Raw genomic sequence first — 22,294 nt, 5'->3', positions numbered from 1 at the left:
TATCACTGCATACAGTAACAATCCCCATAAAAACCAAAGGGATGTCAGCATAATATTAAGCATGGCAGACCTTTGTGATGGTATTTTTACGTTACGGAAGATACTTTTGCATATTGTACGCAGCCGCCGCGCCGGTAAAGGGCGGATTAAGACCAGTATCAGTATGTAATCAGGGAAATAGAGAAAGCGGTGACTATAGCCGGATACACTCCGTGTACCCTGTGACAGCATCCCTTCATTACAATCCGTCACCGCCCTCTCAGGGGTCTACCTTAACTGAAGAGGGCAGAATAAAAATATCACAATTACGACAGGATTTTATCCCTCTCAGGCCCCTTTAGTCCCCCGGATTTTTCCGCCTTCTGCCGCTAAGCGGTATTGTGCCAGCGCCTCTGCCTCTTCAGGTTCATGCGTGACCAGAATCGTGGTGATCCCTTCTTCTTTCAGCAGATTAATCTGCGGCCATAACTGCCTGCGGGTCGCCCAATCCAGCCCGGAAAACGGTTCGTCCAGCAACAGCAGTGCCGGCGGTGAGATCAGTGCGCGGGCCAGTGCCACCCGCTGCTGTTCCCCGCCGGAAATCTGATGCGGAAAACGCGCCGCCAGATGTGCCACCTGCATTTTATCCAGCAGTGCCAGAGCCTGTGATTTGTCCCGCTTTAACCCGGCGGCATACTGTGCCAGCCGTAAATTGCCCAGAACCGTCAGCCACGGAAACAGCCACAGCCGCTGATTAAGATAACGGCAGGGGCGTTTCCAGACCGGCAGCGGATCCAGGGGAACATCCCCGAGCCGGATGGAGCCCTGATAAGGCAGATAACCGGCAATGCAGTTCAGTAATGTGGTTTTTCCGCTGCCGGAAGGGCCGCAGATCGCGGTACATTGTGCGCGCGGCAGTGTCAGCGAGAGATCCTGCAGGATCCCCGCACTCAGATGTTCAACGTGCAGCATGTGAAGGTTGCCTTTTCAGCCGGTGCAATGCGACCAGCAAAACAATCGCCAGTGCCATCAGGATCAGCGCGCAGCCGAGCGCGAGTGAAAAATCACCGCTGGCAATATTAAGATAAATTGCCATTGGCAGAGTTTCGGTTTTAAAGCGGGTGGCACCGGCCAGCATCAGTGTGGCACCGAACTCCCCCAGCGCCCGGGAGTAGGCGAGGATCCCGCCGCTCAGCAATCCCTGCAGACACAACGGAATTTCCGCCAGCAGCAGGGTTTTTCCGGGGGTCAGCCCGAGATTCATTGCCGTGCGGACATATGCCGGATCCACCGAGGCAAACGCCCCCTGCGCCGAACGGTACAGAACCGCTGACGCGACATAGGTCTGGGCAATAATCACACCCACCGGGGAAAACAGCCAGCGCCCCAACTGCGGGAAAATTCCGGCCAGCGGGCCCTGACTGCCCAGCAGCAGTAACAACCCGATACCAATCACCAGCGGCGGCGTGACCAGCGGGATATCAAACAGCGCATCCGCCACCCGCTTGCCGGGGAAATCCCCCCGCACCATCACCCAGGCGGCCGGTACGGCAATCAGAAATGCCAGTACCAGCGATGTCAGTGAGGTTGCCAGCGACATCAGCACCGCAAAATGAAATTCAGGGTCAGTAATCAGCTTAGTCAGCAACGCCGGCGTTACCTGAAACAGTAACGCCAGCAGAGACCCGGTAATCAGACACAACAACAGTAACAGGGGCACCAGCGCCCATTTCATCACCGGATACATCGGTAATACCGGAATCAGTGTGCATCAGCCGGTCTGACCGGCAGAAAACCATAATCGGTGAAGGCTTTGATCCCTTCCGGAGAGGAAAAATACTCCGCCAGTTGTTTTGCTTCTGCCGGGGATGCACTGGTGCTGAGTACCGCCAGCGTAGCCACCTCTTCCGGGCTGCCTTCCGGTGACGGCAGAATAATCAGTTTATCGTGGTTTTTCATGGCATCGGCGCGGCCGATAACCGCAGCATCCACCTCACCGTTAAGCAGATACATCGACAGGTGTTTAATCGTTGCCGCCCGGACAATGACTTTTTCCCGCAGTGCATCACCGTAACCGCTGGCATCCAGTAAAACTTCACCGCTGCGGCCCAGCGCAATGGCTTTCGGGTCCCCCATGCCGATACGCAGATTACTTGCGGCAAGATCTGCAATACTGTTAATTCCGTCTGCTTTATCTTTGCGTACTGCAATCACCGGAATATGCCGGACGATCGGATAACTGTCTGTCACCTGTTTTTCTTTCCGCAGCTTTTCCACGTAATCCGCTGATCCCGGGAAAAACAGATCACCCTGCTTTGTCAGTTCAAACCGGGTCAGGATCTGTCCGGAACCGCCATATTCCACCGTTACCGTATTACCGGTCTCTCTTTCAAACTGGCTGATCACCTTTTCAACCGGCGGGCGCAGACCGGCGCCGGCATACATATGTAACTCAGCGGCCACCGCGGCCGGTACGGAACAACAGAACAGTAATGCGGAGAGCATCAGACGACGGGACGACATAGTAACCTCACTCGTTATATATTTTTTTATATAATGATTAAAAACGGTGAGTGGTGCAAGGGACAGTCATCACGAAACGGCGTATCATCTGTCATGTCCGGTGGCGTTACCCGCCGGAAATAATCCGCGATACAAATAATATATAAATTATATATTCACCAGAAAAATTTTAATCAGCTATATGCAGCATAATAAAAACATAAAATTAAAAGTGATAACATCAATAATCATAACAGAAACAATCATTACATTTTTGCAGAGTAATACTCTGCCCTTCGCCGGTAACAACAGTATTAATTAATATCCGCTCAATATATCCATCAATAAAACAGATTCAATGATAATGAACTGTATATACACCCCACCCGCAAAAAACATAATAACAACAAAACAGCATCATTTTAGAAACATAATTCATAATGACATTACTTGTTATTCAGTGAAGTTATTCATCATGTAAATAAAATAGCACCCAAACCAATAAATAAAGCCGTTAATGTCATAAAAACTAATTATCAAGTAGAAAAGCCCGATATTAGTTATATAATTATTTATACCGGATGGTTTGGCACTGTCCCTGTTATTTAATTTCCGAAAATTAAGCCATATTGTTCACTCTGAGATGCCCATGAACTCACGTACTTTGACATCTGACAATAATAAAGAGATACAATCTGTTATTGTTGAGCCCGATATTTTCAATATTACCGAACAACAGGAAAAAGGTCTTTACCTTCTGATGTCCGGAAAAATGAAATGGCAGGATTGCATAAACTCATACACACTTAATGACAATGAAGTTATTTTCTCCAATCAGGGAAGCTATGCATACCAGCATATTTCCGGCGAAATTAACTTATTATGGGTTCCGCTGAACAACCATTTTCTGCGGGATTTTCTTCACCGTTTTTCTGATACTTTCAGCCACCTTCACCGTGTTACTGATCCGACATCCGGACTCATTTATTTTCCGCAGTCCGCTATGCTGAAAAACAGTATCAGCGGGTTTTATGATGCTTATTGTAATAATGCGCCATCACCGCTGATAAAGCTGAAGCTGGAGGAATTATTATTAATTATCGCCCTGAGTGAAGAAGGCACACGTCTGATGTCGGTATTGCGTCAGCTGAGTAACCGCCAGGCAGAACGTTTGCAGAGCTTCATGGAAAAGCACTATCTGAAAGACTGGAAGTTAAATGAATTTTCCAGAGAATTTGGTATGGGCCTGACAACATTCAAAGAGCTGTTCGGCTCGGTATACGGTACATCTCCGCGGGCATGGATAAGCGAACGGCGGTTATTATTTTCTCATCAGCTTCTGCTTAATACCCAGATGAGTATCGTTGATGTCTCAATGGAAGCAGGGTTCTCAAGTCAGTCGTATTTTACCCAGAGCTACCGTAAGCGTTTCGGATTTACGCCCAGCAAAGCCCGGGGTAATCATATAAACTGACGAATTGTGATAAAAACAGAAAACAAAAATAATACCGGAAAAAAACGGGTCTGTTAAGCTGCGTTCCTTTGCTTCACTTTTATTCGCCAGAGGGATTCATGCTTAATAAAACGATGTATCATCTTTATCTGTCAGATGATCGAATATATAACTCAGAAGACGCCTGTAAAGAAAATGATTTATTATCTGAATATCTTACACGTCAGCAGGCAGACAACTTAAAAACAACAGATTGGTTCCGCCGCAGAAAGAAATGGAATATTCCTTTTCAGTATCATGACCTGACCATGATCAGACAGACAATACAGACTTACCCTGATAACTGGGATGCCTGTTTGTCTGACACAATTATATTATCTGCGTCCCGTTACTGGATTGACGGATTATTAAACGAAACGTATGAATACTGGATAAAAGACACACACCGTGAGCTGTGGGATCTGGAAGAAGAATATAATCAACGCAGAATAATAAACCGTCAGCTGGCTGCCCTGCATGCGCTGTACAGTGCATATTATCCGCAGACGGAGCAGTCAGAGCTGTCAGATATCAAAAACAGTTTCGCGGAGTCCGCACAGGATCTTTCCCGGACAGAGCATAATATTCACACTCTCCGGGGAGAAATTTCGTTCACGCTGCGTCATTTTGTTAATCTGTTCCGTGATGTTATTTATCATCATAAGTCCTTGCAGGACAACCGCATTCCGGACTATTTCCGTACTGCCGTACAGCTGATTTTGCAGCTGAAAAACAACAATGATGATGACCGGCTGTATCAGTGGCTGAACAGCCGCAATATCTGTCTGACGACAGATAAAATACACTGGTGCTGACAGCACCGGCAAATATACCGGATAAAGGGATAGCAATATCCCTTTTATCTGACTGCATATAGCAATAACAGATAAAAATAAAATAGTGACTACGACGGGAAATAACACACGAACGGCATTTGCCTGACAACCTCAAGAGGATTGATATTTATGTACCGTCACACTGAAACGACTGCTGTCACACCTGTGTTTACCGATGAACGCCGGTTGTTATGGCAGACACTGAAGACATTCCCTGCCGAAAGTCAGGAATACCGGGATATCTGTGTAAGTTTACTGGCTCCGGTGATTTGTGATCTGAAAAAAAACAAAACATACCGGACAAATCACCAGAGACTCACTCTTACAAATCCTGTCCCACTATGATGAATACGGCGAACAGCAGGAATTTATTTTGTCCCGGCTGTGGCAGTCACTGCCGGCGTCATTATCTGACAGTGACCTGAAATCACTGATTGCCACCGAAATCAATCAGTTGCTCTATGTGAATAACCAACTGACTTTCTCTCAGTTTAATCTCCGCTGATACGCCGCATTAATCCGGCAAAATGGCAAATGACCGGACCGGGAACCCGCCTGCATTGTCCGGCTTTGCCACGATATTAAAAATCACCGCACCTTTGGCCGGGACTTTATCGAGATTGGTCAGCAGCTCTATCTGATACGCATCCTGATCCAATACAAAATATTCCGCCCGGAGTGCACTATTTTGCGGAAATCCTGCGCCGAATCGGTATCAAAGGTTTCATGCCCCACGGCGCTGATCCCGCGCTCACGAAACAGAAATTCCAGTGCGTCCATTCCCCAGCCCGGAATATGGTTGTTGCCTTCCGCATCTTTATTATCCATCAGTGCCTGTGACGGCCAGCGTTTGCTCCAGTCCGTGCGCAATGCCACGAAACTGCCGCTTTCAATACGTCCGTGAATCTGTTCAAAAGCCAGTACATCGTCTGCGGATAGCGCAAAATCTGCATCTTTCTGTGCTCTGGCGGACTGATCAATCACCACCAGCGGCAACACCAGCTCTTTCAGTTCCAGATCATGCACAAAGCGCCGCCCCTGTACAAAATGGCACGGCGCATCAATATGGGTGCCGTACTGGCCGGGAAACGTAAACTGCTGGGCAAAAAAGCCGTCACGGTAATCAAACAGCGTTTTAAACTCCGCCGGTTCAAACATAAAAAAGTGCGGTGAGTCCGCATTAAATGCGTGTGTCAGGTCAATCCATTTTTTGGATTTCAACAGATTCACGGCTTCAGTTAATGATAATGACATTCTGCCCCCTCAATGTTATACCGGTAGTTGTTGTGATTTATGCTCTGGTTATCAGTCAGAATTTACACGGCTTGCCGGGGAAGTCATTTGCAGATATTTCATGTTGTTGTCCGCACCGGACAAGGGGAACACAATGTTAAAAGTGATTGCTGAAGATTTTATGCAGCCGGATGCCGTTGAGATCCTGATGCCGATGTATGAAGAACTGGTTGCCGCCACCCGCCGTGAGCCGCTGTGTATCAGTTATGATCTGTTTGTCGATCAGAAAGACCCGGGGCATTTTGTTTTTATCGAAACCTGGCCGGATCAGGCCGCGCTGGATGCCCATTGTGCCAGTGAGCACTTCCGCCGCCTGGTACCCGCCATTAATAAATATCAGCGTGCCGAACCGCGTTTTATCCTGATGGACAGCGCCGTTAAGTAATAATCAGGGCGGATATCCCCGCCCTTCCTGATTCAGTCGTGGTCGATTTTCGCTTCTTTCGCTGCCGCCTCACACCACTCAATGATGGCAGGATGCGCCAGGATCCGGTCAATCCATGTCTGTGCCGCCGCTGAAAACGGCAGCTGATAAGTCCGTGCCCGCAGGGCCACCGGCACATAAAAAGCATCCGCCGCACTGATATTTTCCCCTGCCAGCCACGGGCCACCGAACCGGGTTAATCCCTCACACCAGATCTTATCCAGACGCTGACACTCTTTCTGTAATTCCGGTGTCATCTCTGCGGCCGGGCGGCTTTCCGAGCAGTTCAGCGGGCACTCACGGCGCAGCGTGGTAAACCCGGAATGCATTTCTGCCGCGGCAGAGCGCGCCCAGGCACGGGCGGTTTTTTCCTGCGGCCAGACATGCGGATAATCCTCCGCAATATATTCACAGATTGCCAGAGAATCCCAGACCGTGGTATCCGCTGTCACCAGGCACGGCACCAGCCCGGACGGGGAAAAGCGGAGAAATTTCTCATAACTGCTGCCGCCCGGTACAAAGGTGGCCAACTGTTCATCAAACGGAATATTCAGGGCTTTCAGTAAAAACCAGGGTCTCAGCGACCAGGAAGAGTAATTTTTATTGGCGATCCACAATTGCAGAGACATATAACCCCTCTCAGTGAAATTAAAATAAATGATATAAACAGCAGGCTGATTGCCTTACCCAATGTATCCGGTTTTTATTCCGCTGCCTTAAAAAAGGATAAATCCTGTTCATATTCTTTCTGATAGCGCCCTTCCGTACCCAGCGTATCCTGCAAAAAATGTAAAAATGCGGAGACTTTTTTCGGCAGATATTCACGATCCGGATAAACCGCATAGATGTGATGCCGTGGCAGCAGGTATTCCGGCAGCAGCGGGATCAGCCGCCCGGCGCGGATATCCGGTGCCGCGATAAACTGCGGCAGCTGGCAGATCCCCGTTCCCTGTAAAACAGCCTGATGCAGCGCCAGACTGTTGTTGGCACGCAGAGTGCCCTGCGGGGTAAAACGCACCACGTCTCCCCGGTGCAGAAATGTCCATGACTGACCGGCCTGAAAATAGCTGTAAAACAGGCAATTATGAGATTTCAGGTCAGTCAGATTCTGAGGTGTACCATGTTGTACCAGATAGGCGGGAGACGCACACAACACGCTGCGGCAGGGAGATAACACGCGGGCAATCAGAGAGGAATCCTGTAATTCACCGATCCTGACAGCCAGATCAAACCCTTCCCCGACCAAATCCGTCAGTTTGTCATCAAATACCATTTCCGCCTGTAATGACGGCCAGCGCTGTAAAAATTCAGGTATTAATTTAGCCAGATGCAGACTGCCGAACACCGCCGGCGCACTGATTTTCAGTGTGCCGTCAACCTCACGGCTGTAATGTGACAACGCATCCTGCCCGTCCAGCACCGCCTGATGGGCTTTTTTCAGATAGGTGTAATAAAGCTGTCCGGCTTCAGTCAGTTGTAAATGGCGCGTGGAACGGGTGACCAGCCGGATGCCGGTTTGAGTCTCCAGCGCCGCCAGTTTTTTACTGACCGCCGATTTGGTCATATGCAGATATTCTGCTGCTTTTGTCAGGCTTCCCTGCTCGGTGATCGCAATAAACACCGGTAAAAGTGAAAAATCCATCTCAGCTCCTTTATTGTCAACTCACAGGAAACTCTGTTTTTCCGTTTATAGCGTTTATTCCGGGCCCCGGCAATCTCTATACTCTCTCCGTCCGCAATAAAGTGAAAATAACGATGAAAAAAGAGATCCTGTTACCGCTGATAGCCTTACTTTCCGGGGTATTACTCACCCTGATGATTATGAGCAACAGCTATTTATCCACCTTTACTTCTCCGCTGCACGCCTCCTGGCTGACACACGGCATCGGTGCCATTGTTGCCCTGATTATCTGGCTGACAGTGAAAAAGCACCTGCCGCCACGCCACGCCGGTACAAAAATGCCGCTGTGGTGCTATCTCGGCGGGATACCCGGTGCGTTTACCGTACTGCTGGCGGCGATCACCGTTAACAGCCCGCTGTCACTCTCCGGCTCGATTGTACTGATGCTTGCGGGGCAGATAGTGACCGGGCTGATTATCGACCATTTTGGTCTGATGGGACTGACACGGCGCAAAGTGACAAGCCGCGACGGGCTGACACTGCTGCTGTTATTCAGCGGCTGTATTTTGATCATTGCAGGAAAATAATGATGTTACTGTTTTATATTACTATCGCGCTGGCAAATGGCATTTGTATTATTTTCAGTCGCAGTATTAACGGCAGATTATCTCAGAGCAGCAATGCGTTTTATGCCTCGCTGGTTAATCATATTGCCGGTTTTATCTTTCTGAGTGTGGTTGTACTGTTTTACCTGCCGCAGTTCCCCGTCACACTGAACAGTATTCCGCTGATTACATTCACCGGCGGTATTATCGGTGCCTGTTTCGTGGTGATAAACAGTTATATTCTGCCGCTGCTCGGCGCCACACTGACCACCATTCTGGCTATCTGCGGCCAGGTATTATCCGGCTTTATTATCGATATCATACAGCACGGCATGCCGTCACATCTGCTGATGCAGATAACCGGTGTCATCTTAATCCTGCTGGCTATCGCTGTCCGCTACCGGAAGTAATTTTTCTTATTTCGTTACTCAGCGAAGTGTTTTCTCTGTGCTTCCGATATGATTAGCCGGACTGCATAAGGAGAATCCCATGTTTGCTGTAATTTTTGAAGTAACTATGCCGGAAAACAAACAATCCCGCTATCTGGATATCGCTGCCGGATTACGCCCGCTGCTCAGTGACGCAGAGGGCTTTATCTCCATTGAACGTTTTGCCAGCCTGAGCACACCCGGTAAATTATTGTCGCTCTCATTATGGGAAGACGAGGCTTCTCTGCTGAAATGGAAACAAAACCTGCAGCACCGGCAGGCTCAGGAAGAAGGTAAAGCGGATATTTTCTCTTTTTACCGCATCCGTATTGCTGAGATCACCCGTGAATATGACTTCGGGCAGGAATAACCGGCGGAGCTGATATGTCAGAAGAACACGCACCTGAGTTAGAAACCGCGCTTGCCGGTGTGGCTGCGGCACTGGCTGATCCGTCCCGTATCCGCATGCTCTGCGCCCTGATGGACGGCAGAGCCTGGACAGCAACTGAACTGAGCATTGCCGCGGATATCAGTGCCTCCACCGCCAGCGCCCATCTGGCAAAACTGGTCGCCGGAAAGCTGATCATCTGTATTCCGCAGGGGCGTCACCGCTATTATCAGCTGGCCGGATTAAACGTGGCCGAAATCATCGAAAAAATGATGAATCTCACCGGTATTCCGGTAACAGCCGCCATCCGCAAATCCTCCGCCCCGCCGCATTTACGGCAGGCCAGAACCTGTTATGACCATCTGGCCGGGGAAACGGCGGTGGCTGTGTATGATGCGATGCAGGAAAAAGGGTGGATAACCGCTGACGGTACTATGCTGACAACGGCGGGAGAATCTGCACTGACCACACTCGGGCTGCCTGCCGCTCACACGGTAAAACGGGTTTTCTGCTGCGGCTGTCTGGACTGGAGTGAACGCCGGTTTCACCTCGGTGGCTATCTGGGCGCCGCCCTCTTCACTCACTGTGAGCAACAGGGCTGGCTGACCCGCACACCGGGCTACCGTGAAGTGACAATTACCGGAAAAGGAAAAAAACAATTCCGGCAATGGTTAGGGATTCAGATCCCGTAATTATGAACTTCTGACCAGTAATAACGATAATTTACGGGCGAACGGCAGAACAAATAAGACGGTCGGGAATGCAATGGCCCAGGATATACCCCATGACGTCAGCCACGGAGAAACCAGCAGCCAGGAGAATCCCAGCGCTTTGACGGTACTGATAAACGAAACAATACCACTCATAACCAGCGATAAGAAAAAAGGCACCAGGAAGATTAACGCGCGCTGAGGCAGCTTCGGAAAACCTAAAATATAGTTTTTGTCCTGAAAAGACATAGACGACTCCGTATAGTGACGACACAACAACACATAACTGTTGTAATGCACAAAGTTACATGCGTTGATTAACGTAAACGCTTACGGGTCAGAGAATTGACCTTTGATGGCGCTATTCTATGAATCTGAATGTGTTTGTCAAATGCAATTTATTCTCAATAAGAAAAATAATTGCGGTTACTCAGTCATCATCAGAAAAATTCAGGAAACTGAACATACTCTCTTTATAACGGGTAGTGGCCTTCAGCATTTCTGTACCAGAAATATCCTGCAAACGCCCGTCATGCGCCATTTTCCGGAGGTCATCAACCCGGAGGTCATCACTCAGCAGCGCGCGTACCGTCATATTATCCGGAATTAAATAGATCGGTCCGCGCATAAGCTGTGATGCGCCCAGCCGGTCAAAATAATAATATTGTCCGCCTTTCTGCCAGACCTCCCCGTAATGGTGAGAAGTAATATCGCCGATTTTTTCCCAGTTATCCGTTGTATTATCACCGAGACGATAAAGTATCGTACTGCGGGAAATAAGACCCGGTGATTTCCGGCCGCCCCATGATTCTGAACCCTGCAAATACCGGGTTTCATTGCCGCAGGTGAAAATCAGCGGTGATATTTCCCGGCAACTATCCTGCAATGGCGGATTATCACCGGCGCGGCGGATTTTTTCTTTTTTCCGGTCATAAAAGTAAACGCCATTCCGGGATAAAAACAATCCCTGATTTACATGCTGACCATAGTAACTGATCACGCGGTAAGGCGCATATTCCGGCGGGAACATGACATTATTCATGGCCGCCTGACCGGTTTGCGGATCAAATAAATAGGCTTCCTGAAATAAATTACCGAGGTAAAAACCATACAGTGATTCTGTATCTTTCAGCGGTAATAAATGGCGCTGATAATAAACATGTTCCCCGTCGTGATAAAACACCCTGCTCTCACGCACTGATTTATCATTCTGCCGGACAGCCACAGGACGCAATGTCTCCGGGTTTGCCGCCGGCATTAATTTACCGTCAAAGAAAACCTGTTCTCCGTTACTGACAAGCCCGGAATCCGCTGATATCCGGTAAGGTGTGGCAGACGGTGGCAACTGTTGCTGCGGATAATAGTAAGTCAGAGGCTTATCACTCAGTCCCCAGCCGTAACGCCATTGCTGATACAGCTTTTGCAGGCCGGTCAGTTCATTATTTATCCGCGTATAAGGGGCACAGAAAACCGTATTTTTACCATCCGTAAAATAGCCATTCCCGATAGTAACCGCCGTCTGAGGATTAAAATCCGCGACGGGAAGATTACCGCACCAGGCGTGATATTTATCGGCTGCAAATTGCCGGCCATTGTGGTTGTTATTGTCAGGCAATAATCTGAAACTGTCCGGGTCCGCACCGGGGATTAAAAAATACCCGTCAGACGGAACAGCGGCATACACCCGGCCGTCATACAATGTAAAAACGGAGTGCCCGAATGATTTCCCGTTCCGGTCAATATCGTAATACGGTGTTTTATCCATGGCCAGAATGATCCCGGATATAAACAGGACGGAGACCAGCATAATGCCGGACATAATGATAAAAACAAGGCGTTTGCGGGCTTTCATAGGATGGAAATAGTATCCGAAAGCATTGCCGTCTGCTATCAGAGAAAACCATTTTTCAGCCCGGAATTATCATCTTTCCGGCTGTTATACCAGTATCTGCTTCATAAAAATTGTAATAAACAGATCCAGCGGTTCACCGTTACGGGTCAGTTTGGCACGCATGACCGCCCCTTCCCAGCCCGCCCAGAAAAAAGCCGCCATCTGCCTGCAGTCAGTATTTCCGGAAATAAAATTTTGCGCCTGTGCTTCCAGAAGACAATTCTCCACTTTCTTTTGCCAGCCGGTAATAATGTCATTGAGTAATTCACAATACCCGGCCGGCAGACTGATAACTTCCTGCCCGAGATTGCCGATCAGACACCCGCGCTGCCAGTGATATTTTTCCATTCCGGATTTGGCAATCCTGCAAAATGTCAATAATCTTTCCGGTGGCGGCAATGTGGTATCAGACAGACATTTATCCAGCAGATGAGAAAAACAGCGGTCATAATGACGTATCACTTTCACACCGAAATTTTCTTTACTGCCAAAGTAATAATAAAAAGATCCCTTCGGAATACCGGCTTTTGTTAATATTCTGCTGATATCTGACGTCATATATCCTGTTTCGGTAAACACCTCCGTACCGCTGCGGATCAATATTTCTTTTACATCGGTACCTGCATCATGGTTTTTCGGCGGTCGTCCCCGTTTCGGCTTTGTCATTATTGCTGTCATTACGTTTTATCTCTGTTATGCGGAATATACAGATTGCTGTTCGTATACATTCCGGCTGTTTCGCTGCAGGAAAAAATCCTCCCGCCGTTACTGCACGGGAGGAACCCACCGGAGAGTGTTCGTTATTTCATCATTACGTCCTGGTTTTGTTTCATTTCAAACCGCGGGGAAACAAAACCATACAGTGTCCAGCCGAGGAAGGTGGCAAGCGCCCCCCACATCACAGCATCTTCACCGGATGAATACAGCGCATAGAAACTATAAACAGCACCGATAAATGCAATCACATTGCCTGTCCGTGCTTTCTTAGGATCCACATTGGCGACTTTCTGCAGAATAATCATGGCAGCCATGGAAAGGATATAAGGGATAATATTAGTAACAACCGCCAGGTTAACCAGCACATTGAACTGTTTATTCAGTGACGGACTGATGGTCATCAGCGACAGTGCAGACTGAATAATAACAATAACCAGCATACCTTTTACCGGGGCATCCGCTTTGGTAACAGCAGAAAAGATTTTCGGGAAATAACCGGAATCGGATGATGATTTAAATACCTGCGCAATGGTGAACTGCCAGCCTAATAATGAACCGCAGCAGGACATAATCATCAGCGCCATAACAACCTTACCCACACCCGGCGTAAACATTTGTGAGAATGCCAGGCCAAACGGTGCAGTAGAGTTTGCCAGATCCATATTCGGTACAATACCGGCAATGACGTTTGTTGATACGATATAAATAACCGCTGCGCCTAATGTTCCGCCCAATACTGCTATCGGCACATTTTTCTCAGGATTATCAACCGCCTCACTGTTAGCACAGGCTGACTCCATTCCTAAAAATGCCCATAATGTCATCGCAATAGAGGAACCGACCGCCTCAAAAAGCGGAAAATTATGCGGGTTCCAGGAATTAACATACAGTTCAGGACTGAACCACCACCAGCCGATAACCGAAATACCAACAACCGGAATAATGACCCCCCAGACAGTCACACTGCTGATCCGTCCGGTGATCCGTGCACCGCCGAAGTTTGCCACCGTACAAATCCACAACACAACAATTGTGGCAATACAGATACCCAGCGGCGTCATCGCCGCATCCATCAGTTCAGCCCCATAACCGACGGCTGAAATCGCGATCGCAACGTTTGCAATCAGCAGAGAAACACCATAGGTATAATTCGCCATAAAGTTACCGGATTTACCGAATGCGTATTCCGCGTAACCTCCCATCCCGCCGCTGCGGCGGCTGTACATACCGCACTTGGCAAATGCATAAGCCAGAGCCATAGAACCGACGGCGGTCACAAGCCATGACAGAATAGAAACCGTCCCCACTTCCGCCAGTTTTGTCGGCAGCATAATGATGCCGGATCCCATCATATTCACTGCGGTTAATATAGTGAGCTGTAATACGCTCATTTTATTCTTTGAAGCACTCATCATATTTCTCCCCGGCTGACGGAGCACGCTCATCCGCGCTCCGCCATGCACGAATTAACGAACTCAGTGTTTAATTACATAGCCGTATGCCCGCTGACGGCCATCTTCATCACAGCGGATATACACACCCTGTAATTCCGGTGAGAATCCCGGGAAGAGGTTAATCCCCTCCTCGAGCGCCAGAAAATATTGCTGCACGGAGCCGCCCCAGATTTCCCCCGGAACCACACACAGAACCCCCGGCGGATAAGGCAGAGCACCTTCAGCCGCAATACGGCCTTCAATCTGATCCACCGCAACCAATTCCGCGTTGCCGCGTACAAACGCAATATTCGCTGCCTGCGGTAACATGCTGACCTGCGGGAAGTGTGATTTGCGGAACATCTCTTTCTGGAGTTGTTTCACATTAAACTTCACATACATATCATGCATTTCCTGACATAACTGACGGATGGTATACCCCTGATAACGGGCTTCATGCGCATGATATACAGACGGCAGTACCTCTTTCAGCGGAGCATCCTGTTCCAGTAATTGCTCAAAACGGGCAATCTGAGCCACCAGATGCTGCATTTTTGCCATGCTTTCAGCAGGTGTCAGCAGGAACAGAATGGAGTTGAGATCGCATTTTTCAGGAATGATATTATTTTCACGCAGATAGTTAGCCAGAATCGTTGCCGGCACACCGAACGCTTCATAATTACCGGTTTTGGCATCAATACCCGGCGTTGTCAGCAGTAATTTGCACGGGTCAACAAAATACTGATTTTCTTCATATCCCTCAAAGGCATGCCAGCGCTCACCCGGCACAAAATTGAAGAACCGGAGATCATTGGCAATCACATCAGTCTCAAAATCGCCCCATGAACGGCCATCAATAGTTTCCGGAATGAACGGGCGGATATGTTTACAGGATTTCAGCAGCAACTTACGGGTTTCAATCCCGGTTTTCACGCAATCCATCCATAAACGCTTACCTGATTTCCCTTCATGCATTTTGGCGTTCACATCCAGCGCGGCAAACAGCGGATAGAACGGGCTGGTGGAGGCATGCATCATAAAGGCATTATTCAGACGCTTATGATTCACATAACGGCTCTGGCCTTTAATATGACTGTCTTTTTTATGGATCTGAGATGTCTGAGAGAAACCGGCCTGTTGTTTATGAACAGATTGTGTGACCAGAATTCCGGGATCATTTTCATTCAGCTCCAGCAAAAGCGGAGAACAATCCTTCATCATCGGAATAAACTGTTCATAACCAACCCAGGCAGAATCAAATAAAATGTAGTCACATAAATGACCGATTTTATCGACAACCTGGCGTGCGTTATAAATTGTTCCGTCATACGTACCCAGTTGAATAACCGCCAGACGGAACGGACGTTTTTCGCCGGTTCGTTCAGGTGCGACTTCTTTAATTAAGCTGCGAAGATAATCCTCTTCAAAACAATGAGCATCAATCCCGCCGATAAATCCGAACGGGTTGCGCGCAGCTTCCAGATAAACCGGTATTGCCCCCGCCTGTATTAATGCGCCGTGATGATTTGATTTGTGGTTGTTACGATCGAATAATACCAGGTCACCCGGCGCCAATAAGGCATTAAGCACCACTTTATTTGAAGACGACGTACCATTAAGGACGAAATAGGTTTTATCCGCGTTAAAAACTTTCGCCGCATGCTGTTGTGCCGCGCACGGAGCCCCTTCATGAATCAGCAGATCCCCCATGGAGACATCCGCATTACATAAATCAGAACGGAATAAATTTTCGCCGAAATATTCAGCAAACTGGTTACCCAGCGGGTGACGGCGGAAAAACTCCCCGCCCTGATGTCCGGGACAATCAAAAGCTGAATTGCCCTGCTCAACATATTTTTTCATACTGCCGAAAAATGGCGGTAACAGACTTTCTTCATATTTCAGCGCCGCTGTTTCCAGTTGCTTACTGTATAATTCACCGTTCTTTTTATTTAAATCAATCACGCCGGTTAACCGTGTAATGACATCTGCCGGAATGACTTCGTGATCACTGATTACAGCAAAAACCGGCTGTTCAAAACTGTGCTGCTCAATAAAATCCAGCTTTCCGTCGCGGATATCATCAAGTGAAATAACGATGACAGCAACATCCGTAAAATCTGTATTCAGGATATCCACACATTCCCGGTGTGTTGAAATATAGTCAGACATATCATAGCTGACAGCGATTTTATAACTTTTCATTTTCATACCTTTTATTTTTGGCAAAAAATTCCCGCTGAAATATTCAGAAAAAATATTTCAGTTATTTATTTTCATAAATGCGAGCTTGTTCCCTCAATATACTATTGAGTTAAAAAATCACATTTCTCTTTATGCCATTACGTATGCCAAAACAATATTCAGGACTGACAGTTTTCACTATCTCAGCAAGGGCTTTTTTTTACCGCAACCGGGAATGACGAAAGCTGTTTACCTGCATATTGATATGCATGAAAACCAGAGTATGAATTATCAATCAGAATTCAGCATATCCACACATAAATGCGGGATATAATGAGAAAGAGGTCGACGATCCATACGATGGCAATATGCAGACAACGTCATGGATGTCAGTAGAGGGACTACCTTTGTGCATTAAAACGATTAAAATCAAAACACGAACGATGTGAGAACATCATAAGGTGTGTAACACGTCTTATATGCGGCCAAAATCGGTTATTGTTTTCCATTTTTGCACCTGTTTAAAATTAAGACTATCTGACGAACAATTATTAATATAACCAAGTATAAATACTATACCGTGATATACATCAAAATAATAATCCTAAAAATATATTTAACCAATATCAGTTAGTATAAAAATACATTTTGTTAATACTGTGTTGTGTATATTATTGGCGCAAATTAAAAAAACAAATACATATTTAATATAGTTACTACGTCTATATTATAGATAATAACTAATCCTCTGATAATATAGTGACCTGGTCTATAATCATTATTTATAAGATAATAAAATATAATCACGACATATATATTTAATCAAATCGCACTAATAGTTTAATTTTAAATTAAGGTGCAATAACAGTAAGTTATAAAAAATACTATTTTATGACCGGGAAACTCGTAAAATTAATAAAGTATTATTTTTGAATAATTATTCATTTCAGTCACAATATTTCTCCGGGCCGGTAAATATATAAAACAGTACGAAGCCGGAGCGCAATGACAAGCGCCATTATGCTGACACAGACACATGTGTGGCTGAATCAGAGTTTCAGACATACGGGATGAGATGCACCGGAGAGATTCAGTTGCCGGAATATTTGATAACACAGGAAGTTAACGAAGAAAATTGGAGCGGGCGAAGGGAATCGAACCCTCGTATAGAGCTTGGGAAGCTCTCGTTCTGCCATTGAACTACGCCCGCGTCAGGATGTGTGAGATTATACGCCGGTCATCTTGTTTATCAAGAGGATAGTGAAAAAAAAGCCCCACAAATTTGTGAGGCTCCGTGTTCATTTACTGCAGCAATTATTTGCCCGGACGCATCGCAGGGAACAGGATAACGTCACGGATGGTATGGCTGTCAGTAAACAGCATGACCATGCGGTCGATCCCGATACCCAGACCCGCTGTCGGCGGCAGACCGTGCTCCAGCGCGACAACATAGTCTTCGTCATAGAACATCGCTTCGTCATCACCAGCGTCTTTCTGGCGGACCTGCTCGGCAAAACGTTCTGCCTGATCTTCCGCATCGTTCAGCTCGGAGAAACCGTTACCGATTTCGCGGCCGCCGATAAAGAATTCAAAGCGGTCAGTAATAAACGGATTGTCGTCATTACGACGCGCCAGCGGAGAGACTTCTGCCGGATATTCAATGATGAATGTCGGCTGGATCAGATGGCTTTCTGCCACTTCCTCGAAGATTTCACACTGTACGCGGCCCAGACCCCATGATTTTTCAATTTTGATGTTCAGGGATTTCGCGATAGCAACTGCTTTATCCATATCATCCAGATCAGCCATGTTGGTTTCCGGACGATATTTGCAGATTGCTTCTTTCATGGTGAGTTTGGCAAACGGTTTACCGAAATCGAATTCCTGGTCACCGTATTTCACGACCGGGTTACCCAGCACATCCTGAGCGATGGTGCGGAACAGCTCTTCGGTCAGTACAATCAGGTCTTTATAATCGGCATATGCCATATAAAGTTCCATCATGGTGAATTCCGGGTTGTGACGCGGGGAAACCCCTTCGTTACGGAAGTTACGGTTGATTTCAAACACGCGCTCAAAACCACCGACCACCAGACGCTTCAGATACAGCTCCGGCGCAATACGCAAATACATATCGATATCCAGCGCATTATGATGGGTAACAAACGGACGCGCACTTGCCCCGCCCGGAATCACCTGCATCATCGGAGTTTCCACTTCCATAAACCCTTTGTTCACCATAAACTTACGGATTTCAGCCAGAATACGTGAACGCACCGCAAAGGTATGACGGGATTCATCGTTGGCGATCAGATCCAGATAACGCTGGCGGTAGCGGGTTTCCTGGTCACTCAGACCGTGGAATTTATCCGGTAACGGACGCAGTGCTTTGGTCAGCAGACGGACTTCAGTGCAGTGGACAGTCAGTTCGCCGGTTTTGGTTTTAAATAACTTACCGCGCGCCGCGAGGATATCGCCCAGATCCCATTTTTTAAAGGATTCGTTGTACACGCCTTCAGCCAGATCATCACGGGAAACGTAAATCTGAATACGGCCCGCAGTGTCCTGTAAGGTGGCAAAAGAGGCTTTACCCATGATACGGCGGGTCATCATACGGCCGGCAATCGCCACTTCGATATTCAGGGCTTCCAGCTCTTCCGCGCTTTTTTCACCATATTTTTCATGCAGCTCACCGGATACCGCGTCACGGCGGAAATCATTCGGGAATGCAACGGCTTCTTTCTCACGCAACTGTGCCAGTTTTTCACGGCGTGTTTTTAATTCGTTATTTAAATCAGGTGCCTGCTCAGCACTGTGTTGATCTTGTGACATTTTTAATCCTTATAAACCCGCTTTTAAGCTGGCCTCAATAAATTTATCCAGATCGCCGTCTAATACAGCCTGCGTATTGCGGGTTTCCACACCGGTACGGAGATCTTTAATACGGGAATCATCAAGTACATAAGAACGGATCTGACTGCCCCAGCCGATGTCGGATTTGTTATCTTCCATTTCTTGTTTATCGGCGTTTTTCTTCTGCATTTCATATTCATAAAGTTTTGCTTTCATCTGACGGAAAGCCTGATCTTTATTCTTATGCTGCGAGCGGTCATTCTGACATTGTGTGACGATACCGGTCGGAATATGGGTAAGACGCACCGCAGATTCCGTTTTGTTCACGTGCTGACCACCGGCACCGGAGGCGCGGTAAACGTCAATACGGATATCCGCCGGATTGATTTCAATATCAATGTCATCGTCCACTTCCGGATAGATAAACGCGGAACTGAACGAGGTATGGCGGCGGCCGCCGGAGTCAAACGGGCTCTTGCGCACCAGGCGGTGAACGCCGGTTTCGGTGCGCAGCCAGCCGTAGGCGTATTCGCCCATGATCTTAACCGTTGCCGATTTCAGACCGGCCACGTCGCCGTCAGATTCTTCAATAATTTCGGTTTTAAAGCCGCGGCTTTCTGCCCAGCGCAGATACATACGCAGCAGCATGCTTGCCCAGTCCTGAGCTTCTGTACCACCGGAACCGGCCTGGAGATCAAGGTAGCAGTCAGCGCTGTCATATTCACCGGAGAACATCCGGCGGAATTCCAGCTGACCGAGTTTGTCTTCCAGTCCCTTCAGCTCTTCAACAGCTTCGTTAAAGGTCTCTTCGTCATCCGCTTCGACGGCGAGTTCCAGCAGACCGCTGACATCCTCAAGCCCCTGGTCAAGGTCATCAATGGTTTCCACGATGGCTTCCAGAGAGGCGCGTTCCTTACCGAGTGCCTGGGCACGTTCAGGTTCGTTCCAGACGTCAGGCTGTTCCAGCTCGGCGTTAACTTCTTCTAAGCGCTCTTTCTTGGCATCGTAGTCAAAGATACCCCCGAAGCACCGAAGTACGCTCAGTCAAATCCTGGATCTGATTTTTTACCGGGTTAATTTCAAACATGTCTTTTTATCTTTTGTTGATTGTCAGGTAATAATGTGAGAACTGCACATTGTAGCGAAAATCCGCTCATCATGACAGCACCGCAAACCCCTTTCGGACTAAAATTAATCCGGCCAGATATGTTCTATCAGTAACTGCACACTGCGCTGTCCGCGGAACTCATTCACATCCAGTTTATACGCGAGACGAACCCGCTGCACACTGTTGTCCGGCCAGTAATTTACATCCACATTAAAGGCGATTCCGTCGAGCAGCGGACCGCCGCCTTCCGGTTCAATCATCACTTTCAGATGTTTTTCGCCGACGATGCGCTGTTGCAGCAGCCGGAATGTGCCGTCAAACAACGGCTCCGGGAACCCCTGCCCCCACGGCCCGCCTTCACGCAGCAAACCAGCGGTTTCCAGTGTCATATCCTGCGGTGACAGCACGCCGTCGCTCCAGATAACCCCGTGCAGCAAGCCGGGGTCAATCATATCATCCACCAGCGCGGCAAATTTATGCTGAAAATCAGGGAAATACGATTCCGGCAGAGAAAGCCCGGCCGCCATCGCATGGCCGCCGAATGCGGCCATCATTCCCGGATTGAGCGTATCAAGCCGCTCGAGCACATCCCGCAGATGCAGGCCGCTTACCGAGCGCCCGGAGCCTTTCAGCAGACCATCACCGCACGGCGCAAAGGCAATCACCGGACGGTGATAACGTTCTTTGATACGCGAGGCGAGAATACCGACCACGCCCTGATGCCACTCAGGGTGATACAGAGCTATTCCTGACGGCATTTCCGTAGTGCTGTGCTCAATTTTGCTGAACAATGTCAGGGCTTCCTGCTGCATCCCCTGCTCGATTTCGCGCCGGGTCTGATTCAGGCCGTCCAGTTCATGTGCCAGCATGCGTGCTTTCGCCATATCATCCGTCAGCAGCAGTTCAACACCGACTGACATATCATCCAGTCTGCCCGCCGCATTCAGACGCGGCCCGAGCGCAAAACCCAGGTCACTCGCCACCAGTGCGGGAGCCTGCCGTTTGGAGATCTCCAGCAGCGCGGTGATCCCGGCACAGCAGCGTCCGGCACGGATGCGGTTCAGCCCCTGATGCACAAGGATACGGTTGTTCTGATCAAGCGGCACCACATCTGCCACTGTGCCCAGTGCGACCAGGTCAAGCAGTTCAGCCAGGTTCGGCTCGGCAATATTCTGTTGTGCGAACCAGTCGTCCGCCCGCAGTGATGCCCGCAGCGCGGACATCAGATAAAAGGTTACGCCGACACCGGCGAGGGATTTGGAGAGAAATCCGCAGTCTGCCAGGTTCGGGTTAATAATCGCTTCCGCCGGCGGCAGAATCTCTCCCGGCAGATGGTGGTCAGTCACAATCACGCGGATCCCGGCAGCATGAGCAGCGGCCACGCCGTCATGAGAGGAAATACCGTTATCCACTGTCATAATCAGCTCCGCCCCTTTGCGGCGGGCCTGCTCTGTCACCTGTGCGCTGAGCCCGTAGCCGTCCTCAAAACGGTTGGGGACAAGAAAATCCACCTGCCGGAATCCCATCCGGCGCAGTGCACGGACCGACAATGCCGTACTGGTCGCGCCGTCAGCATCAAAATCGCCGACAATCACAATCCGCTGATTCTGGTGCAGTGCTTCTTTCAGCAGTACAACGGCCTGGTCAATGCCATTAAGCTGACCGTAATTAAGCAGCCCGCGTGCACCGCGCTCCAGTTGCTCGGCAGAGGTAATTCCTCTGGCAGCATACAGACGGCATAACAGTTCGGGGCGATCGGGAGAAAGCAGTGCTGTATAATCCCCCGCATCACGGCGGCGGAGTTCTGTTTTTATCATAACAACCTGATTA

General features: G+C 48.5%; 22 protein-coding genes, 1 tRNA gene and 1 pseudogene. 8 read left to right on the top strand and 16 right to left on the bottom strand.

The window, feature by feature from the left end:
- Nucleotides 1-327: 327 nt before the first annotated feature.
- From JL661_RS04890 to modA, 3 genes are read right to left on the bottom strand one after another with little or no spacing between them, the layout of a single operon-like run.
- Nucleotides 328-951, bottom strand: a complete 624-nt coding sequence (locus JL661_RS04890) for an ABC transporter ATP-binding protein (protein WP_004238296.1) — start codon at nt 949-951, stop codon at nt 328-330.
- The gene (locus tag JL661_RS04885; RefSeq protein WP_049241209.1) at nt 938-1,726 is read right to left on the bottom strand and encodes an ABC transporter permease; all 789 of its coding nucleotides are present in this window, start codon (nt 1,724-1,726) and stop codon (nt 938-940) included. Before JL661_RS04885 ends, JL661_RS04890 begins: the two co-directional genes overlap by 14 nt.
- A 14-nt stretch (nt 1,727-1,740) precedes the next feature.
- Complete coding sequence (modA, locus tag JL661_RS04880) at nt 1,741-2,484, bottom strand: molybdate ABC transporter substrate-binding protein (protein WP_370531222.1); 744 nt, start codon at nt 2,482-2,484, stop codon at nt 1,741-1,743.
- Nucleotides 2,485-3,124: 640 nt separating this feature from the next.
- On the opposite strand from modA, the gene JL661_RS04875 reads away from it, so the two are divergent.
- The 3 genes from JL661_RS04875 (at nt 3,125) to JL661_RS18535 (ending at nt 5,314) form a co-directional block, all read left to right on the top strand.
- A complete protein-coding gene (locus tag JL661_RS04875; RefSeq protein WP_073970190.1) occupies nt 3,125-3,955 on the top strand; it encodes a helix-turn-helix transcriptional regulator in 831 nt (276 codons plus the stop codon).
- 335 nt (nt 3,956-4,290) lie between these two features.
- A complete protein-coding gene (locus JL661_RS04870) occupies nt 4,291-4,788 on the top strand; it encodes a hypothetical protein (protein WP_225310054.1) in 498 nt (165 codons plus the stop codon).
- 394 nt (nt 4,789-5,182) lie between these two features.
- On the top strand, nt 5,183-5,314 hold the full coding sequence (locus tag JL661_RS18535; protein WP_282097128.1) for a hypothetical protein: 132 nt from the start codon (nt 5,183-5,185) through the stop codon (nt 5,312-5,314).
- A 9-nt stretch (nt 5,315-5,323) separates the two neighbouring features.
- Here JL661_RS18535 and JL661_RS04860 read toward each other — a convergent pair.
- Nucleotides 5,324-6,063 (bottom strand): annotated as a pseudogene (locus JL661_RS04860) (cyclase family protein).
- A 133-nt stretch (nt 6,064-6,196) separates the two neighbouring features.
- Here JL661_RS04860 and JL661_RS04855 point away from each other — a divergent pair.
- Nucleotides 6,197-6,487 carry a putative quinol monooxygenase gene (locus JL661_RS04855; RefSeq protein WP_004238308.1) on the top strand — a complete coding sequence of 97 codons (291 nt, stop codon included), beginning with the start codon at nt 6,197-6,199 and terminating at the stop codon, nt 6,485-6,487.
- A gap of 32 nt (nt 6,488-6,519) precedes the next feature.
- Here the strand turns inward: JL661_RS04855 and JL661_RS04850 are convergent, their stop codons facing one another.
- Both JL661_RS04850 and JL661_RS04845 read right to left on the bottom strand, forming a co-directional pair.
- Entirely contained in the window at nt 6,520-7,155 is a 636-nt protein-coding gene (locus JL661_RS04850) for a glutathione S-transferase family protein (protein ID WP_004238311.1), read from the bottom strand.
- A gap of 74 nt (nt 7,156-7,229) precedes the next feature.
- Nucleotides 7,230-8,168 carry a LysR family transcriptional regulator gene (locus tag JL661_RS04845; protein WP_062772768.1) on the bottom strand — a complete coding sequence of 313 codons (939 nt, stop codon included), beginning with the start codon at nt 8,166-8,168 and terminating at the stop codon, nt 7,230-7,232.
- Between the two features lie 113 nt (nt 8,169-8,281).
- Between JL661_RS04845 and JL661_RS04840 the strand changes: the two genes are divergently transcribed.
- The 4 genes from JL661_RS04840 (at nt 8,282) to JL661_RS04825 (ending at nt 10,260) form a co-directional block, all read left to right on the top strand.
- Nucleotides 8,282-8,734, top strand: coding sequence for a DMT family transporter (locus JL661_RS04840; protein ID WP_032098830.1), 453 nt, complete (start codon nt 8,282-8,284; stop codon nt 8,732-8,734).
- Entirely contained in the window at nt 8,734-9,162 is a 429-nt protein-coding gene (locus JL661_RS04835) for a DMT family transporter (protein ID WP_062772765.1), read from the top strand. Before JL661_RS04840 ends, JL661_RS04835 begins: the two co-directional genes overlap by 1 nt.
- 79 nt (nt 9,163-9,241) lie before the next feature.
- The gene (locus tag JL661_RS04830; RefSeq protein WP_004240892.1) at nt 9,242-9,550 is read left to right on the top strand and encodes an antibiotic biosynthesis monooxygenase family protein; all 309 of its coding nucleotides are present in this window, start codon (nt 9,242-9,244) and stop codon (nt 9,548-9,550) included.
- A 14-nt stretch (nt 9,551-9,564) separates the two neighbouring features.
- The gene (locus JL661_RS04825; RefSeq protein WP_062772762.1) at nt 9,565-10,260 is read left to right on the top strand and encodes an ArsR/SmtB family transcription factor; all 696 of its coding nucleotides are present in this window, start codon (nt 9,565-9,567) and stop codon (nt 10,258-10,260) included.
- Here the strand turns inward: JL661_RS04825 and JL661_RS04820 are convergent, their stop codons facing one another.
- From JL661_RS04820 to recJ, 10 genes are all read right to left on the bottom strand, one after another.
- A complete protein-coding gene (locus JL661_RS04820) occupies nt 10,261-10,527 on the bottom strand; it encodes a DUF2798 domain-containing protein (RefSeq protein WP_004238319.1) in 267 nt (88 codons plus the stop codon).
- 181 nt (nt 10,528-10,708) lie between these two features.
- Nucleotides 10,709-12,130 carry a DKNYY domain-containing protein gene (locus tag JL661_RS04815; protein ID WP_062772759.1) on the bottom strand — a complete coding sequence of 474 codons (1,422 nt, stop codon included), beginning with the start codon at nt 12,128-12,130 and terminating at the stop codon, nt 10,709-10,711.
- An 84-nt stretch (nt 12,131-12,214) separates the two neighbouring features.
- On the bottom strand, nt 12,215-12,835 hold the full coding sequence (gene acuR, locus JL661_RS04810) for an acrylate utilization transcriptional regulator AcuR (RefSeq protein WP_225310053.1): 621 nt from the start codon (nt 12,833-12,835) through the stop codon (nt 12,215-12,217).
- Nucleotides 12,836-12,969: 134 nt separating this feature from the next.
- On the bottom strand, nt 12,970-14,298 hold the full coding sequence (potE, locus tag JL661_RS04805) for a putrescine-ornithine antiporter (RefSeq protein WP_032098853.1): 1,329 nt from the start codon (nt 14,296-14,298) through the stop codon (nt 12,970-12,972).
- A gap of 63 nt (nt 14,299-14,361) precedes the next feature.
- Nucleotides 14,362-16,524, bottom strand: coding sequence for an ornithine decarboxylase SpeF (gene speF / locus JL661_RS04800; protein WP_015422912.1), 2,163 nt, complete (start codon nt 16,522-16,524; stop codon nt 14,362-14,364).
- 380 nt (nt 16,525-16,904) lie between these two features.
- Nucleotides 16,905-17,012 (bottom strand): leader peptide SpeFL, encoded by a 108-nt coding sequence (speFL, locus tag JL661_RS04795; protein WP_107678959.1) that lies wholly within the window; start codon nt 17,010-17,012, stop codon nt 16,905-16,907.
- 627 nt (nt 17,013-17,639) lie between these two features.
- Nucleotides 17,640-17,713, bottom strand: a tRNA-Gly gene (locus JL661_RS04790).
- A gap of 104 nt (nt 17,714-17,817) precedes the next feature.
- Nucleotides 17,818-19,335, bottom strand: a complete 1,518-nt coding sequence (gene lysS, locus JL661_RS04785) for a lysine--tRNA ligase (RefSeq protein WP_004238325.1) — start codon at nt 19,333-19,335, stop codon at nt 17,818-17,820.
- Between the two features lie 9 nt (nt 19,336-19,344).
- Nucleotides 19,345-20,443, bottom strand: a protein-coding gene (prfB, locus tag JL661_RS04780) for a peptide chain release factor 2 (protein WP_096862115.1) whose coding sequence is annotated in 2 segments (ribosomal slippage) — nt 19,345-20,367 and nt 20,369-20,443 — 1,098 coding nt in all. Because the reading frame shifts where the segments join, the coding sequence is not laid out codon by codon here.
- A gap of 104 nt (nt 20,444-20,547) precedes the next feature.
- A complete protein-coding gene (recJ, locus tag JL661_RS04775; RefSeq protein WP_062772756.1) occupies nt 20,548-22,281 on the bottom strand; it encodes a single-stranded-DNA-specific exonuclease RecJ in 1,734 nt (577 codons plus the stop codon).
- Nucleotides 22,282-22,294: the final 13 nt, after the last annotated feature.

Origin of the sequence: Morganella morganii, from assembly GCF_019243775.1 — a bacterium.
In the GTDB taxonomy this organism is placed as follows: domain Bacteria; phylum Pseudomonadota; class Gammaproteobacteria; order Enterobacterales; family Enterobacteriaceae; genus Morganella; species Morganella morganii.
The sequence above is the reverse complement of the archived record's forward strand: the minus strand, read 5'-3'. Positions and strand labels throughout refer to the sequence as shown.

What these genes read in the sequence shown, in the direction of transcription:
- JL661_RS04820 (WP_004238319.1), bottom strand. Translation starts at nt 10,527, where the DNA reads ATGTCTTTTCAGGACAAAAACTATATTTTAGGTTTTCCGAAGCTGCCT.
- lysS (WP_004238325.1), bottom strand. Translation starts at nt 19,335, where the DNA reads ATGTCACAAGATCAACACAGTGCTGAGCAGGCACCTGATTTAAATAAC.
- recJ (WP_062772756.1), bottom strand. Translation starts at nt 22,281, where the DNA reads ATGATAAAAACAGAACTCCGCCGCCGTGATGCGGGGGATTATACAGCA.
- JL661_RS04835 (WP_062772765.1), top strand. Translation starts at nt 8,734, where the DNA reads ATGATGTTACTGTTTTATATTACTATCGCGCTGGCAAATGGCATTTGT.
- JL661_RS04850 (WP_004238311.1), bottom strand. Translation starts at nt 7,155, where the DNA reads ATGTCTCTGCAATTGTGGATCGCCAATAAAAATTACTCTTCCTGGTCG.
- JL661_RS04855 (WP_004238308.1), top strand. Translation starts at nt 6,197, where the DNA reads ATGTTAAAAGTGATTGCTGAAGATTTTATGCAGCCGGATGCCGTTGAG.
- JL661_RS04840 (WP_032098830.1), top strand. Translation starts at nt 8,282, where the DNA reads ATGAAAAAAGAGATCCTGTTACCGCTGATAGCCTTACTTTCCGGGGTA.
- JL661_RS04815 (WP_062772759.1), bottom strand. Translation starts at nt 12,130, where the DNA reads ATGAAAGCCCGCAAACGCCTTGTTTTTATCATTATGTCCGGCATTATG.
- JL661_RS04825 (WP_062772762.1), top strand. Translation starts at nt 9,565, where the DNA reads ATGTCAGAAGAACACGCACCTGAGTTAGAAACCGCGCTTGCCGGTGTG.
- acuR (WP_225310053.1), bottom strand. Translation starts at nt 12,835, where the DNA reads ATGACAAAGCCGAAACGGGGACGACCGCCGAAAAACCATGATGCAGGT.
- potE (WP_032098853.1), bottom strand. Translation starts at nt 14,298, where the DNA reads ATGAGTGCTTCAAAGAATAAAATGAGCGTATTACAGCTCACTATATTA.
- speFL (WP_107678959.1), bottom strand. Translation starts at nt 17,012, where the DNA reads ATGGAAAACAATAACCGATTTTGGCCGCATATAAGACGTGTTACACAC.
- JL661_RS04875 (WP_073970190.1), top strand. Translation starts at nt 3,125, where the DNA reads ATGCCCATGAACTCACGTACTTTGACATCTGACAATAATAAAGAGATA.
- speF (WP_015422912.1), bottom strand. Translation starts at nt 16,524, where the DNA reads ATGAAAAGTTATAAAATCGCTGTCAGCTATGATATGTCTGACTATATT.
- JL661_RS04830 (WP_004240892.1), top strand. Translation starts at nt 9,242, where the DNA reads ATGTTTGCTGTAATTTTTGAAGTAACTATGCCGGAAAACAAACAATCC.
- JL661_RS04890 (WP_004238296.1), bottom strand. Translation starts at nt 951, where the DNA reads ATGCTGCACGTTGAACATCTGAGTGCGGGGATCCTGCAGGATCTCTCG.
- JL661_RS04845 (WP_062772768.1), bottom strand. Translation starts at nt 8,168, where the DNA reads ATGGATTTTTCACTTTTACCGGTGTTTATTGCGATCACCGAGCAGGGA.
- modA (WP_370531222.1), bottom strand. Translation starts at nt 2,484, where the DNA reads ATGCTCTCCGCATTACTGTTCTGTTGTTCCGTACCGGCCGCGGTGGCC.
- JL661_RS04885 (WP_049241209.1), bottom strand. Translation starts at nt 1,726, where the DNA reads ATGTATCCGGTGATGAAATGGGCGCTGGTGCCCCTGTTACTGTTGTTG.